Here is a 15,441-nt window from a genome sequence, read left to right as displayed (position 1 = left end):
CGCATGAGGCCACCCGGATATACGAAGAAGGGCCCCCGTCCGGTTTCGCACCGGGCGGGGGCCCTTCTTCGTATCGAGTCCTATACGGAACTCGAATCAACTCATCGAATCACTGATCGGAATCCTGGTCCGAGGAGGAGAAGGTGGCTTCGGTTCCCTGGTCTCCTGCCGCATCCTGGCCATCGGTCTGACCGATGCCGGACTCGTCCAAGGACTGGCCGGTGATGTCACCATGCCCGGAGCCCAGGTGGCTCTGGCCACCATGGTCGTTCAGGAAGTCATCCGGGTTGAAGTCGTCACCCAGCTTCAGGTCCCCGAAGTCGATGTTGGAGAAGTCCACATCGTTCAGGTCGGCGTCGCTCAGATCCACATCGTCGCCACCCAGCCCGAAGTTCGGGTAGATGGTGTCGCGGATGGCCTTGTCGGGCTCCACGGTGGCGTTGTGGTACCGGGCCAGGCCGGTGCCTGCCGGGATCAGCTTGCCGATGATCACGTTCTCCTTCAGCCCCTTCAGGTCGTCGACCTTCTGGCTCAGGGCGGCCTCGGTGAGGACGCGCGTCGTCTCCTGGAAGGAGGCGGCGGAGAGCCAGGAATCGGTGGCCAGGGAGGCCTTGGTGATGCCCATCAGCTCGGGACGGCCGGCAGCAGGCTTGCCACCTGCCTTGACGGCCTTCATGTTGGCGGACTTGAACCTGGACTGGTCGACCAGCTCGCCGGGCAGCAGGTCGGTATCACCGGAGTCGATGACCGTCACGCGGCGGAGCATCTGGTGAACGATGACCTCGATGTGCTTGTCGTGGATATCCACGCCCTGGGAGCGGTAGACCGTGTGGACCTCGTTGACGATGTTCACCTGGGCCGCACGCGGTCCCAGGATGCGCAGAATCTTCTTGGGATCCACGGAGCCCTCGATCAGCTGGGTGCCCGCCTCGACGTGCTGCCCGTCCTTGACCAACATGGGTGCACGCCTGGTGACCGGGTAGGTCAGGGCCTCGACGGAGGAATCGTCGGGGGTCAGCGTCACCTGGCGGCCACGGTCGGTGTCCTCCACCTTGACGGTGCCGGGGAACTCCGCAATCGGGGCCTCACCCTTGGGGGTACGGGCCTCGAAGAGCTCGGTAACACGGGGCAGACCCTGGGTGATATCGGAGGCCGATGCCACACCACCGGAGTGGAAGGAACGCAGGGTCAGCTGGGTACCGGGCTCGCCGATGGACTGGGCGGCCACGATACCGACGGCCTCGCCGACGTCCACCAGCTTGTTGGTGGCCAGGGACCAGCCGTAGCACTTGGCGCACACTCCGCGTGTGGACTCGCAGGTCAGGACCGAACGGGCCTTGACCTCCTCAACACCGTGGGCGACCATGTCGCGCAGGGCATCCATGGAGAGGGCGTCGCCGCGCTTGTAGAGCACGGTCTTGCCGTCCGCGGGGTCGATCACATCGTCGGCCAGGAGGCGGGAGTAAGGACCACCGTCGGCGGCCTTGACCAGGACCAGGTTGCCCTGGTCGTCGCGCTCGGCCACCTTCATGGCCAGACCACGCTTGGTGCCGCAGTCCTCCTCGCGCACAATCACGTCCTGGGAGACGTCGACCAGACGACGGGTCAGGTAGCCCGACTCAGCCGTACGAAGTGCCGTATCCGCCAGACCCTTGCGTGCACCGTGCTGGGAGATGAAGTACTCCAGCACCGAGAGGCCGTCGCGGTAGTTGGACTTGACCGGTCGGGGGATGATCTCGCCCTTGGGGTTGGCCACCAGGCCTCGCATACCGGCGATCTGACGGATCTGCATCCAGTTTCCACGTGCCCCGGACTGCACCATGATGTTCACGTTGTTGCCCGGTGTGAAGTGCTCCTGCATGGCATCCGCCACCTTGTCGGTGCACTCGGTCCAGAGGTTGATCAACTCCTGGCGGCGCTCCTCGTCGGTCAGCAGACCCATGTCGTACTGGGAGTTGACCTTGGCGGTCTGACGCTGGTAGTCGTCGACGATGTCGGTACGCTCCGGGGGCACCACGATGTCCGAGAAGGCCATGGTCACGCCGGACCACTGGGCCCTGGTGAAGCCCAGATCCTTCAGGGCATCCAGGGTGGCTGCCACCTGGGCGGTGGAGTACCTGGTTGCGATGTCATCGACGATGCCTGCCAGCTTGCCCTTGGCCACCTGCTCGTTGATGTAGGGGTAGTCCACGGGCAGGGTCTCATTGAACAGGACACGTCCGTAGTTGGTGGCGAAGAGCTTGGAACCGTCCTTGAAGACCTCTTCCTTGACCACATCGGGGCTGCCGGGCTCGGGGTCGACGACCTTGAGCTCGCCGGGCTCCCAATCCTTGGGCATGACGAAGTCCTCGGGCACGCGGAGCAGGATCTTGGCCTGCATGTCGATCTCACCCAGGTCAAGGGCCATACGGGCCTCGGCCAGGCTGGAGAAGATTCGACCCTGACCCTTGGCCCCCTCAATGGCGGACGTCAGGTAGTACAGACCCAGAATCATGTCCTGGGAGGGCATGGTGACCGTGTGTCCGTCAGCCGGCTTGAGGATGTTGTCTGAGGCCAGCATGAGCGAACGTGCCTCGGCCTGGGCCTCTGCCGACAGGGGCAGGTGGACCGCCATCTGGTCGCCGTCGAAGTCGGCGTTGAAGGCCGCGCAGGCCAGCGGGGGCAGGTGGATGGCCTTGCCCTCGACCAGGATGGGCTCGAATGCCTGGATGCCCAGACGGTGCAGCGTAGGTGCACGGTTGAGCAGAACGGGATGTTCGGCGATGACCTCTTCCAGGACGCCCCAGACCTCGGCATCGCCGCGGTCGACCAGACGCTTGGCGCTCTTCATGTTCTGCGCATAGTTCAGATCCACCAGGCGCTTGATCACGAAGGGCTTGAAGAGCTCCAGGGCCATGGGCTTGGGCAGACCGCACTGGTGCATACGCAGGGAGGGGCCGACCACAATCACGGAACGACCGGAGTAATCCACACGCTTACCCAGCAGGTTCTGACGGAAGCGTCCCTGCTTGCCCTTGAGCATATCTGCCAGGGACTTGAGAGGACGGTTGGATGCACCGGTAACCGGACGTCCTCGACGACCGTTGTCGAAGAGGGAGTCAACGGCCTCCTGGAGCATGCGCTTCTCGTTGTTGAGCATGATCTCGGGGGCGCCCAGTTCGATCAGCCTCTTCAACCTGTTGTTACGGTTGATCACACGACGATAGAGGTCGTTCAGATCGGAGGTGGCGAAACGGCCACCGTCCAACTGCACCATGGGGCGCAGGTCGGGAGGAATGACCGGGATGACATCCAGAACCATGGCTTCGGGCTTGTTGCCGGTGTTCAGGAAGGCGGAGACCACCTTGAGCCGCTTGAGGGCCCTGGCCTTGCGCTGGCCTGAACCGGTGTCGATCTCGTTGCGCAGCTCCTTGGCCGCGGCCTCCAGGTCGAAGTCCTGCAGGCGCTTCTTGATGGCCTCGGCTCCCATGCAACCGTCGAAGTAGTCACCGTAGCGGTCCTGCATCTCACGCCACAGGTCCACATCGCCTTCCATATCGCCAGGCTTGAGGGCCTTGAAGCGGTCGAAGACGGCGGAGATCCGCTGAATCTGGTCGTCATACCGCTTGCGGATGGAGGTCATGTCGCGCTCTGCACCATTACGCAGGCGGGACTTCAGGGAACCCTTGGCCTCGTCGGACTTCTCCAGTTCGGCCAGATCCTCTTCCAGCTTCTTGGCGCGCTTGTCGATCTCGAGGTCGCGCTTCTGCTCCAGACGGCTCACCTCGGTATCGAACTCGTCCTGAAGGTCGGGCATGTCGTTGTGACGCTGCTCCTCATCCACACTGGTGACCATGTAGGCCGCGAAGTAGATGACCTTCTCCAGGTCCTTGGGCGCGATGTCCAGGAGGTATCCCAGTCGGGAGGGCACACCCTTGAAGAACCAGATGTGGGTGACGGGGGCGGCCAATTCGATGTGGCCCATGCGTTCACGGCGAACGCGCGAACGGGTTACCTCGACACCGCATCGCTCGCAGACGATTCCCTTGAACCGCACGCGCTTGTACTTGCCGCAGGCGCACTCCCAGTCGCGTGTGGGTCCGAAGATCTGCTCGCCGAACAGGCCGTCCTTCTCGGGCTTCAAGGTACGGTAATTGATGGTCTCGGGCTTCTTGACCTCGCCATAGCTCCAACCGCGGATGTCGTCGGCGGTGGCCAGTCCGATTCTCAGTTTGTCAAATGCATTGACGTCCAGCACTCTATGTCCTGTCTCTGATCTTGTAACTGCTCTGAAGTTTCCGTCTTGGTCAGGTCCCCTGGTGGCCGGTGTCGTCCAGGCACCGGCCTGAGGGGATCATGTGGACACGCAGACTCAGCGATACTCCGGTTCGGGAGTGGACTGGTCGGCCTTGGCCGCTGCGTCGGGCCGGGCTCCGATGTTGAAGCCCAGGTCGTTGGATGCGGCGTTGGGGTCGTCGTCCTCGTCCTTCATCTCGATGACGTTGCCTTCGGCGTTGAGCACCTCCACGTTCAGGGAGAGCGACTGCATCTCCTTGAGGAGCACCTTGAAGGACTCCGGGATACCTGCCGCCGGGAGGTTCTCGCCACGCACGATGGCACCATAGGCCCGCACACGACCATCCACGTCGTCGGACTTGGTGGTCATCATCTCGTGCAGGGTGTAGGCGGCACCGTAGGCCTCCAGGGCCCAGACCTCCATCTCGCCGAAGCGCTGGCCGCCGAACTGGGCCTTACCGCCCAGGGGCTGCTGGGTGATCATGGAGTAGGGGCCGGTGGACCGGGCGTGGATCTTGTCGTCCACCAGGTGGTGGAGCTTGAGCATGTACATGTAGCCCACGGAAATCGGCTTGGTGAAGGGCTCACCGGTGCGGCCGTCGTAGAGCACGGCCTTGCCGTCGTCGCCCACCAGGCGCTCACCGTCACGGTTGGGCAGGGTGGTCTTGAGCAGGCCGTTCAGGGCGTCCTGCCGCACACCGTCGAAGACCGGGGTGGCCACGGCGGTACCGGCCTCGCCCTTTTCGGCTCCGGCCGGGATGTGCTTCTTCCACTCGGCCTCCAGGTCCGGATCCAGGCTGATGTCCCAGCCGGAATGGGCGATCCATCCCAGGTGGAGCTCCAGGACCTGTCCCAGGTTCATTCGGGAGGGCACGCCCAGGGGGTTGAGCATGATGTCAACGGGGGTGCCGTCGGCCATGAAGGGCATATCCTCTTCCGGCATGATCCGGGAGATGACGCCCTTGTTGCCGTGACGACCCGACAGCTTGTCGCCCTGGGTGATCTTACGGTGCTGGGCGATGTAGACCCTGATCATCCGGTTGACGCCGTTGGGCAGCTCGTCACCGTCCTCTTCGGCATCCTCGCGGGTGATCTCCTTGACCTCGATGACCGTGCCGGTCTCGCCGTGGGGAACCCTGAGGCTGGTGTCACGCACCTCGCGGCTCTTCTCGCCGAAGATGGCGCGCAGGAGTCGCTCCTCGGGGGTCAGCTCGGTCTCGCCCTTGGGGGTGACCTTGCCGACCAGGATATCGCCGGCCTCAACCTCGGCACCGATACGGATGATGCCTCGCTCGTCAAGGTTGGCCACTGCATCCTCGCCGACATTGGGCAGGTCGCGGGTGATCTCCTCGGCACCAAGCTTGGTCTCGCGGGCGTCGGTCTCATACTCCTCGATATGGATGGAGCTCAGGGTGTCATCCTGGACCAGACGCTGGGAGATGATGACGGCGTCCTCGTAGTTGTAGCCGTTCCAAGGCATGAAGGCCACCAGGAGGTTCTTGCCCAGTGCCATCTCGCCCTTTTCGGTAGCGGGACCATCGGCCAGGACGGTACCGGCTTCAACCCTCTCCCCGTCCTTGATCAGCGGGACCTGGTTGTAGCAGGTGGTCTGGTTGGACCTCTGGAACTTGGCCAGCTTGTAGGAGGACTGGGTGCCGTCGTCATTCATGACACGGATCATGTCGGCGGAGACGTAGGTGACCACGCCCGGTTTCTCGGCCAGGATGACGTCACCGGAATCGATGGCGGACCGCCACTCGGAACCGGTACCGACCAGAGGCCGCTCGGACTTGACCAGGGGGACGGCCTGACGCTGCATGTTGGTGCCCATCAGCGCTCGGTGGCCCTCGTCGTGCTCCAGGAAGGGAATCAGGGAGGCGCCCACGGAAACCATCTGCCTGGGCGAGACATCCATCAGGTCGACCTCGGAAATCGGCACATCCTTGGCCTCGGCCTCGGCGTCACGCACCAGGGCTTCGTCCTCGACGAAGTGACCGGTGTCGTCAATCTCCTGGTTGGCCTGGGCGATGGTGTGCTCGGCCTCCTGGTCTGCGGTCATGTAGACCACCTCGTCGGTCACCTGACCGTCCACAACCTTGCGGTAGGGGGTCTCGATGAAGCCGAAGGGGTTGACCCGGGCGAAGGTCGCCAGGGATCCGATCAGACCGATGTTCGGGCCTTCGGGAGACTCGATGGGGCACATACGTCCGTAGTGGGACGGATGCACATCGCGCACCTCCATGGAGGCACGGTCACGGGAGAGGCCGCCGGGGCCCAGGGCCGAGAGACGACGCTTGTTGGTCACGCCTGCCAGGGGGTTGTTCTGATCCATGAACTGGCTCAGCTGGGAGGTTCCGAAGAACTCCTTGATGGTGGCGTTGACCGGACGGATGTTGATCAGGGACTGGGGGGTGATGGCCTCGGCGTCCTGGGTCGTCATCCTTTCCCTGACAACGCGCTCCATACGGCTCAGACCAGTGCGGAGCTGGTTCTGAATCAGCTCGCCCACCTGACGGATGCGGCGGTTGCCGAAGTGGTCGATGTCGTCCACATCGACTCGAAGCTCGATCTCCTTGCCGTCCCTGGTTCCGGGGAAGGTCTGATCGCCCGAGTGGAGGGTCACCAGGTACTTCAGGGTGGCGATGATGTCCTCGGGGTGGAGGCTGCGGTCGTTGAAGTCGGCTTCCAGACCCAGCTTCCGGTTGATCTTATAGCGACCGACGCGGGCCAGATCGTAGCGCTTGGTATTGAAGTAGAAGGAATCCAGCAGGTTCCGGCCGGCCTCGGCAGAGGCGGTGTCGGCGGGGCGGATCTTCCTGTACAGATCGGTCAGGGCCTCGTCCTGGGTCTCGATGGTCTCCTTCTCCAGGGCATCAAGGACCAGCGGGTAGCCCTTGAAGGCCTTCCGGATCTGCGGCTTGGTCATGCCGATGGCCATGAGGAAGACGATGGCGGACTGCTTACGCTTGCGGTCCACCCGCACGCCCAGCACATCACGCTTGTCGATTTCGAACTCCAGCCAGGCTCCGCGGCTGGGGATGATCTTGGCTCCGAAGATCTCCTTGTCGGAGGTGCGGTCCGGGGTCCGGTCGAAGTAGACGCCCGGGGAACGGACCAGCTGGGAGACGATGACGCGCTCGGACCCACCGATGATGAAGGTGCCGTGGGGGGTCTGGAGGGGGAAGTCGCCCATGAATACGGTCTGGGACTTGATCTCGCCGGTGTCGCCATTCTCGAATTCGGCGTTCACATAGAGGGGTGCCGAATAGGTGTAGTCCTTTTCCTTGCACTCCTGGACGGTGTGGCGGGGCTCCTCGAAGTAGGGATCCGAGAAGGTCAGGCTCATGGTCTGAGCGAAGTTCTCGATGGGGGAGATCTCCTGGAAGACCTCATCCAGTCCGGAAACCGTGGGGACGGTATGGGTCCCGTTGGCCGCGTCCTCTTCGACCTGCTTCTTCCAGCGCTCATTGCCGACCAGCCAGTCGAAGCTGTCGGTCTGGACACCCAGCAGGTAGGGCACCTCGATGGGTTCGCGGATGGAACCGAAATTCACACGGTCCGAAGCCTTGTGCAGCCCGATCTGATCCTCATCAGCGCGTGCGTATGTTGTGGTGGTACTTCTTGCAGCTTTATTGGCAGCCAAAATGGACTTTCCTTATCGCTCGCTGTACTCGATAATTCCTCATATCCGGGGAGACACCGAACGGCCGCCATATGCCTATTCGCGGGCATCTCCTTGATGATGTATGCCCGCTATATGACACACCTCATGCAAAGAGTCAACTATACAGGGGATAAGGCCTTGACACAAGCGGCGTGTCGGCCATTTTGACCGTTCACCTGCGACCCGGGCCAGCGCACTCATGACCGGCTACCGGGAGGCGGCTCACTGGACCAAAACAGGAACCACCTGGGACTTTACTTTGTCGTTGGATTTGAGGACCAGCTGGGCCGAGTAGGAACCGGCATCGACCCTGGGCAGGTTATCGTCGGGTTGGCACTGTTCCTGGCTGGCATCGGCGTTCCAGGTGATGGTCTGCACATCCTTGTCGCCTGTGGCCATCAGGAGGGAGCGTGTCTTGGACGGGCAGGAATCCGACCTCCAGATGTTCTGCTCCCCGCTCGTGATGACGAGGACCCTCCCACTGTCGGACGCGTCAATCAGACAGGATCCGGTCCCCTTGTACTGAACGGCTGCGGTGAAGTCGATGGATCCGCCAACCCCGGTGGTCGGGTCGGGCGCACTCAGGTCCAAGGTGATATCGTCCGGGCCGCACTTTTTGACACCCGAAGTCTGGTTTGCCGCACGCTGCTTTTCCGCAGCCTTCTTGCCGTCTGATTCCTTCCTTGAGGCCTTCCCGTCCTTGGCCTTACTCCCCTCCTGGGAGGTGGTGGCCTTGTCGCCCTGGGTCGACCCCTCCCGGAGCGCGTGGATACCTGCGCCGATGCCCCAGATGATTCCCGCACAGGCAAGCAGGAAGAGCAGGGCCAGGACGAGGGCGATAATCCTGCGTCGCCTGTATATGCGCTGCTGCTTCTTGCTGATTTTCCGTTTGGCCATGCTGATAATCCTAATGCAGGAGTCAACCTACTCGGGGAGTTCCAGCGAGCCATCCTCCCTGATGACCAGCAGGCCATCCTCATCCAGGGAGGCGATACAGAGGTCCAGCTGGATACCGTCCTCGCAGACCTGCTCGATCCGGGCGCGATCAACCCGCCCCTTCTCCGACTCTCGGAGAGCCTGGAGTATCTTCCCCCTGACCTGCCTGTTGGTTCCCGTGAAACGCTGGCGGGGACGGGTCCGCTTCATGCCCAATTCAGGCAGCCCGGCCTTGAGGAAGCGGCAATGCTCAGCAAGGGGGCAAATCTGGCAGTCCGGCTTTTTGGCCTTGCAGACCGTGGCTCCCAGCTCCATGATGCCCTGGTTCCACTTGGCCGAGTCGGGCTCGCACCAGGCGTTTGAGCGGACCTGATCATCCGCACCCCCCAGTCGGCCGACCAGCCCCGTGTCCTTGGTGTCGACCGGCGGTTCCTGTCCTGACAGGCCCTGCATGGAACCATCCACCGAATCACGCCGCCCCTTCCCCGAGAGGCTGCCGACATCCTCCGGCAGGACGGTCTGGGCCAGCTCACGTTCGGTCCTTGTCGTGGAGCCGCCGACGGATTCGACCCCCAGAAAGACCCGGGAAAGGACCCTGCGAATATTGGTATCGATGACGACAATCCGCTCCCCGTAAGCGAAACTCATGACGGCACTGGCCGTGTAATCCCCGATACCCGGCAGTCCTGTCAGCTCTTGGTAGGAGCGCGGCAGGAGGTCGCCATACTCCGTACTTACCACCCTGGCGCACTCCTGGAGCCGGAGGGCACGCCGGGGGTACCCCAGTCTCCCCCAGGCCGTGATGACCTCGGCCTTCCCCGCCGCCGCCAGGGCCGCCGCATCCGGCCAGGCCTCCATCCAAGCCGTCCAGTAGGGCACGACCCTGCTCAACTGGGTCTGCTGGCTCATCACCTCGGAAACCAGAATCCCCCAGGGCGTAGTTCGCCCATACCTCCAAGGCAGGTCCCTGGAGTTCCGCTCCCACCAGGAAAAGAGCCGAAGCCGTATCGGCTCGACAGACTCCATCAGGATGCCCTCCACGAACCCCCGCCTTTCCTTTGCTTCGTTCAGTCTCCGCTTCCAACACCATACAACCGTCGACCCGAACCGGACCCGGCCCTGGAGCCGACTTCGCTGCGAGCGCCAGAACCTGATCGTCCCTTCTTCGGCACCCATTGCGGCAGACCTCGTTTTGATACCCGGTTCTTCTACGACATCCAACCTCCCCCGGAGGGGAAACCGGTCGGGCCCTGACCGCCCTGTCTTTTCCCGGCGTTACCTTGAATGGCATGACCTTCCAGGAGCAGACGAACGCGATGGGCAGCCAGGGTGGGGACCCCGCCAAGGCGGTCGACGAAATGTACGAGTACGGGTACCGGAAGTCCGACTACGGCCCCGATGAGCTGGTCACCGACGCCCATGGAAACCCGATTTCGGTCACCGAGGCCATGATGGATGCCAAGGAGGCCGGTCGAGCCGAGACAGTGACCCCCCACCTCTGCTACTACTCCCCAAGAATCCCCGGCAACACCGGGTCGGCCATCCGGCTCTGCGCGGTGACCGGGACCATCCTCCATCTGGTGGAACCCCTGGGTTTCAACCTCAAGGACACCAAGCTGCGCCGGGCGGGGCTGGATTACCACGACATGGCACATGTTGTCCTCCACCCGGATTTCGATGATCTGGTCGATTCCATGCCAGACTCGCGCATCATCGCCTTCACGGCCCACGCGACCAAGCTGTATACCGAGGTGGACTACAGACCGACCGACATCCTCCTCTTCGGCCCCGAACCGGGGAACATCCCCGATCCCATGGATGTCATGGCCGGCCCCCACGTCTCCGAGCAGGTCCGCCTGCCCATGCGTCCCAGCCTGCGGAGCCTGAACCTGACCAACTGCGCCTCCATCGCCATCTATGAAGCCTGGCGCCAGCTGAACTTCAAGGGCGGGCGCTGACCAGGGGTCCCGATACGTCAAGGCCCCGCCTTCCTCACCCTGGGATTGGAAGACGGGGTCTTGACGTATGACAGCCTCGTACCGGTCAGTTCTTGAAACTGTGTATGGGGGCCGGGATGCGTCCTCCACGATTGATGAAGTCGGCGCAGGAGCGGTCGTTGACAGGCAGGATGGGGCCGCCTCCCATGAGTCCGCCGAATTCCGCCGTGTCCCCCACACCCTTGCCCGCAACCGGAATCAATCTGACTGCCGTGGTCTTCTGATTGATCATGCCGATGGCCGCCTCGTCGGCGATGATGCCGGAGATGGACTCGGCGCTGGTATCGCCGGGGATGGGAATCATATCCAGACCAACCGAACAGACGCAGGTCATGGCCTCCAGCTTTTCGAGAGTCAGACTCCCCTCGGCGGCCGCCTGGATCATCGTTGCGTCTTCGGAAACAGGGATGAAGGCTCCAGAGAGGCCACCCACATAGCTTGAAGCCATGATGCCGCCCTTCTTGACCTGGTCGTTGAGGATGGCCAGGGCTGCGGTGGTGCCGGGAGCGCCAACCTGCTCCAGACCCATCTCACGCAGGACCTCACCCACCGAGTCGCCCACGGCCGGTGTCGGAGCCAGGGAGAGATCGATGATGCCGAAGGGAAGGTCCAAACGCCGCGAGGCCTCCTGCGCCACCAGCTGCCCCATCCTGGTGATCTTGAAGGCGGTACGCTTGATGGTCTCGCAGAGCTGGTCGAAACTGGCACCACGAGCGGTTTCCAAGGCGGTCTTGACCACGCCCGGACCTGAAACGCCCACGTTGATGACGGCATCGCCTTCGGTCACGCCGTGGAAGCCACCGGCCATGAAGGGGTTGTCGTCCGGAGCATTGCAGAAGACAACCAGCTTGGTGCACCCCGAACTGTCGGTGTCCCCGGTTGCCTGCGCCACAGCCTTGATGACCCGCCCCATCAGGGCCACGGCATCCATGTCGATGCCGGTCTTGGTCGAGCCCACGTTGACACTGGCGCAGACCCTCTCGGTCTGGCTCAGGGCGCGGGGCAGGGACTTGATCAGGAGGCGCTCCGCCGGGGTCATGGACTTGGAGACCAGGGCCGAATAGCCTCCGATGAAATTAACACCGACCTCCTTGGCCGACATATCCAAGGCCTTGGCCACGGCCACATAGTCATCGACCGAGTGGCAGGCCCCAGCGGCCACCAGGGAGATGGGGGTGACGGTGATCCGCTTGTTGACGATGGGAATCCCGTATTGGTGGGCTATGGACTCCCCTGTCGAAACCAGGTCCTTGGCCAGGGAGACCACCTTGCGGTGGATGTTCCTGCAGAGCATGTCAACATCATGGCTGGCGCAGTCCAGGAGACTGATGCCCATGGTGATGGTACGGACATCCAACCGTTCCCGGTCGATCATGGCATTGGTCTCTTGGACCTCATCGGGTGTAATCATGGCGCAGCCCCCTCAGACCCTGTGCATCCGGGTGAATATCTCCTCACGCTGGCACCTGATGGAGACGCCGATATCCTCACCCAGGGCATCCAGATCACGGACCAGGTCATCGAACTCCCCCGCGTAGGAGGAGCAATCGACAATCATCATCATGTTGAAGAACCCGTCGATGATGGTCTGGGAGATGTCAAGGACATTGATTGAATTCCCGGAGAGGCTGGTGCAGACCCGTCCGATGATGCCGATGGCGTCCTGACCCACCACCGTGATGATCGCCTTTTTCATGTGGTCCTCCTCCACCCTGGGATATCCCTTCAAGCCCAATAGGACAGACTCCGTCCGCCTGAGGGGTCATGGCTTCCCAGCTTAGAGGAGGAGGCAGAGAAAAGCCCCCGAAAACGGGGGCTGGAAAGCCGGTAAGTCCGGCATATGGACGGCTGCTCGGAACTCAGCACTCCCTCCGGGCGGAGGAAGAGGGCAAGGCCGCCAGAGCCCTGGGCTCATGGAAGCCGGCGGCATGGAACCGGTCCGCTATCGTCTGGGCCATGCCACGCCCCTTGCCGGCATCGACCAGGGCGATGATGGAACCACCGAATCCACCCCCGGTCATCCTGGCACCATAGGCACCCTCGGCCCGGGCCACATCCACGGCCAGATCAAGTTCCGGTGAGGTGACCTGGTAATCGTCGCGCAGGGAGTCATGTGAGGCGTTGAAGAGGCGCCCCGCCTCCTGCACATCGCCCCTGCCGAAGGCCTCTATGAACCGATCGACCCGCCCTATCTCGGTGATGACGTGCCGGACCCGATGCCTGGTGACCTCATCCGGGAGCCTCTCCAGGACCTCCTGAAGGGCGGTGGCGGAATCCTCGGAGACCTTGACCTCATCGGCCACCTGACGCAGGTTGCCCACACCCAGGATTCGGGCCGCCTCATCGCAGGTGGTGCGACGCTGCTCGTACTGTCCGTCGTTCAGCTGGTGCTGGGCCTGCGTATCGACCACCAGCAATTCCAGGCCCCTGGCCTCCAAATCGAAGGGGACCTGGGTCACGTTTTCCATGGCGGACAGCTCCGGCCGGCAGTCCAGGCGCAGGGCCTTTCCTGCCTGGCAACGCATGGAGGCACTCTGATCCATACCGCCGGTCGAGGCACCGGCCATGTCGTTCTCGGCCCTGACGGCGGCATCTATCAGGGTCACCCTGCCCTGGTCGCTCCCGCCCAGCCCCAGACCGAAGAGATCGTCCAGGGCCAGGGCTGTCGAGCAGGTCATGGCGGCCGATGAGCTCAGCCCCGATCCGACCGGCACGCAGGAGGCCAGGGCCATGTCAAACCCGCCCACCTGGTCGTATCCGGCCTGGCGCAAGGCCCAGGCAACACCCACCGGATAAGATGCCCAACCGGTGACGCCCCGGGCCTGAAGACCGTCCAGATCGACCCGCACTTGGTCATCAGGGGCCATGGAGGAAACCAGGCGGACCCGATGGTCCTGTCGCGGTTTCAGGGCCACGAAGGTCCGATGGGGCAGGGCTATGGGCAGGCAGAGTCCGGCGTTGTAATCGGTATGCTCACCAATCAGGTTGACCCGGCCGGGAGCGCTCCAGACCCCGGCGGGCTCCTGGCCGTAGACCCGGCTGAAGAGCGATACCGCCCCTTCCGGCCCCTGGCCGGTCTCTCCCCCGCTCCATGCCTCCATAAACCGTACTTGACTCATGATGCTCCTTTGAACCTTCGTTGTACTGGGTTGCCCCTTGGTTTGGACACCGTTGGCGGATCGGCCCCGACCGAATCACCGTCGGCACCGTCCACCCTGACTCGCGTACGCCTACTCCCCTATGTCCACCGGGCCGAGCTGGCGGAAACGCCGGGCGATCAGCTCGGGTGTGGTATCGGAGACCCAGGCGGCCATACCGGATTCGGAACCGGCAAGATACTTGATTTTGTCCACAGCCCTGCGGAAGGAGAAGAACTGCAGGTTCAGGCGATAGGTCTCACGCCGCCCGTCATGCAGGGGCGCCTGATGCCACGCCGCAATGTAGGGAAGATCCATCCCCTGCCCGTCACCCCTGTCGAAGAAGGCGTTGCCGCGCTTCAGGAGGGTGGAGTACATCTGCGCCAGCCCCCAGCGCTCCTCGTCATCGAGCTGGTCCAGGGTCAGGATTCCGTCGCGCACAGGGGCCATGTGGACCTCCAGGGGCCACCGGGCCGCGGCGGGCACATAGGCCACCCAGGTGGCATTGCGGAAGACCACCCGTTCACCGGCCCGGATCTCTCCCCGAAGGATGTCGCCCAGGAGGTTCCCGCCGGTGCGCTCATGGTAGTCATGGCACTGCCGCAACTCCTGTTCCATCCTCGGCGCGATGAAGGGATAGCAGTAGATCTGCCCATGGGGGTGGGCCAGGGAGACGCCGATTTCCTGACCGTGGTTTTCGAAGGGGAATATCTGCTCGATGCCATCCATGGCCGAAATCTCGGCGGTGCGGAAGGCCCAGGCTTCCACAACCGTTCTCAGGCGGCTCACCGGCAGGCTGGCTGGGAGGGCATGCTCATCCGGGTCGAAACAGACCACTTCACAGTGGCCGGAGGCCTCACGTACGGGCCAGAGCGGGTTCCCATCGACAAACCGATCCGGGCCGTCGGCAGAGGTGTTGCCTGGCACCTGCATCATCGAAGGGAAGCGGTTCTCGAAAACCACCACATCGTAATCCACATCGGGAATCTCCCCATCCTGATAGGGGTCTCCCGGCTTCCGGGCCGCCAGGGGATTACCCTGCGCCTTGGCCTTGGAGCCTGCGGTGATGGGCCGGTTCATCCTGGACGTGGCCATCGGGATCCAATCGCCGGTCAGGGGGTCACGGCGCATCTGCGGAGGCTGGAAGGGGATCTCTTCACCGTGAGCATCCAGGTGCGGGGCGAACCTGTCGGGCAGGTCCCGGGGATCATCCAGCCGCCTGGTCTTCTTCCCGGAGACATACTCCGGATCGTCATCCATATAGAAGAACCGCCGGCCGTCGGCCAGTCTTGTCGGGGTGATGCGGATGTGCTCGGATGCATAGGCTCCGGGCGCATAGCGCCGGGGAACAAACTGTTCAGACTTCATTGTCTCAAATCCACCTTCCTAGGTTATTGATGGAACGGAAATTCCCGAATTGCCCGCGAGCGGG

The 15,441-nt window shown here is 63.1% G+C and carries 9 protein-coding genes; 1 reads left to right on the top strand and 8 read right to left on the bottom strand.

Translation table 11 applies throughout. The features are described from left to right. Nucleotides 1-109 precede the first annotated feature (109 nt). The 4 genes from BINDI_RS01595 to BINDI_RS01580 all read right to left on the bottom strand — a co-directional run bounded on the left by BINDI_RS01595 (nucleotide 110) and on the right by BINDI_RS01580 (nucleotide 9,901). Entirely contained in the window at nucleotides 110-4,237 is a 4,128-nt protein-coding gene (locus BINDI_RS01595) for a DNA-directed RNA polymerase subunit beta' (RefSeq protein ID WP_033491584.1), read from the bottom strand. 114 nt (nucleotides 4,238-4,351) lie between these two features. Next, the gene (gene rpoB / locus BINDI_RS01590) at nucleotides 4,352-7,918 is read right to left on the bottom strand and encodes a DNA-directed RNA polymerase subunit beta (protein ID WP_033491582.1); all 3,567 of its coding nucleotides are present in this window, start codon (nucleotides 7,916-7,918) and stop codon (nucleotides 4,352-4,354) included. 243 nt (nucleotides 7,919-8,161) lie between these two features. Next, nucleotides 8,162-8,836 (bottom strand): hypothetical protein, encoded by a 675-nt coding sequence (locus tag BINDI_RS01585; RefSeq protein ID WP_033491580.1) that lies wholly within the window; start codon nucleotides 8,834-8,836, stop codon nucleotides 8,162-8,164. Between the two features lie 27 nt (nucleotides 8,837-8,863). Beyond that, complete coding sequence (locus tag BINDI_RS01580; protein WP_033491615.1) at nucleotides 8,864-9,901, bottom strand: HhH-GPD family protein; 1,038 nt, start codon at nucleotides 9,899-9,901, stop codon at nucleotides 8,864-8,866. A 263-nt stretch (nucleotides 9,902-10,164) separates the two neighbouring features. Between BINDI_RS01580 and BINDI_RS01575 the strand changes: the two genes are divergently transcribed. Further along, nucleotides 10,165-10,833, top strand: a complete 669-nt coding sequence (locus tag BINDI_RS01575; RefSeq protein WP_081830747.1) for a tRNA (cytidine(34)-2'-O)-methyltransferase — start codon at nucleotides 10,165-10,167, stop codon at nucleotides 10,831-10,833. A gap of 85 nt (nucleotides 10,834-10,918) precedes the next feature. Here the strand turns inward: BINDI_RS01575 and BINDI_RS01570 are convergent, their stop codons facing one another. The 4 genes from BINDI_RS01570 to galT all read right to left on the bottom strand — a co-directional run bounded on the left by BINDI_RS01570 (nucleotide 10,919) and on the right by galT (nucleotide 15,377). Then, complete coding sequence (locus BINDI_RS01570; RefSeq protein ID WP_033491578.1) at nucleotides 10,919-12,283, bottom strand: PFL family protein; 1,365 nt, start codon at nucleotides 12,281-12,283, stop codon at nucleotides 10,919-10,921. Between the two features lie 12 nt (nucleotides 12,284-12,295). Continuing rightward, on the bottom strand, nucleotides 12,296-12,568 hold the full coding sequence (locus BINDI_RS01565; protein WP_033491577.1) for an ACT domain-containing protein: 273 nt from the start codon (nucleotides 12,566-12,568) through the stop codon (nucleotides 12,296-12,298). Between the two features lie 163 nt (nucleotides 12,569-12,731). Further along, the gene (galK, locus tag BINDI_RS01560) at nucleotides 12,732-13,991 is read right to left on the bottom strand and encodes a galactokinase (protein ID WP_033491576.1); all 1,260 of its coding nucleotides are present in this window, start codon (nucleotides 13,989-13,991) and stop codon (nucleotides 12,732-12,734) included. Nucleotides 13,992-14,102: 111 nt separating this feature from the next. Continuing rightward, nucleotides 14,103-15,377, bottom strand: a complete 1,275-nt coding sequence (gene galT / locus BINDI_RS01555; protein WP_033491574.1) for a galactose-1-phosphate uridylyltransferase — start codon at nucleotides 15,375-15,377, stop codon at nucleotides 14,103-14,105. Between the last annotated feature and the right edge of the window lie 64 nt (nucleotides 15,378-15,441).

Source organism: Bifidobacterium [indicum] DSM 20214 = LMG 11587 (assembly GCF_000706765.1).
Lineage (GTDB): Bacteria > Actinomycetota > Actinomycetes > Actinomycetales > Bifidobacteriaceae > Bombiscardovia > Bombiscardovia coryneformis.
Note: the sequence above shows the minus strand (reverse complement) of the source record. Positions and strands in the feature narration are given on the sequence as shown.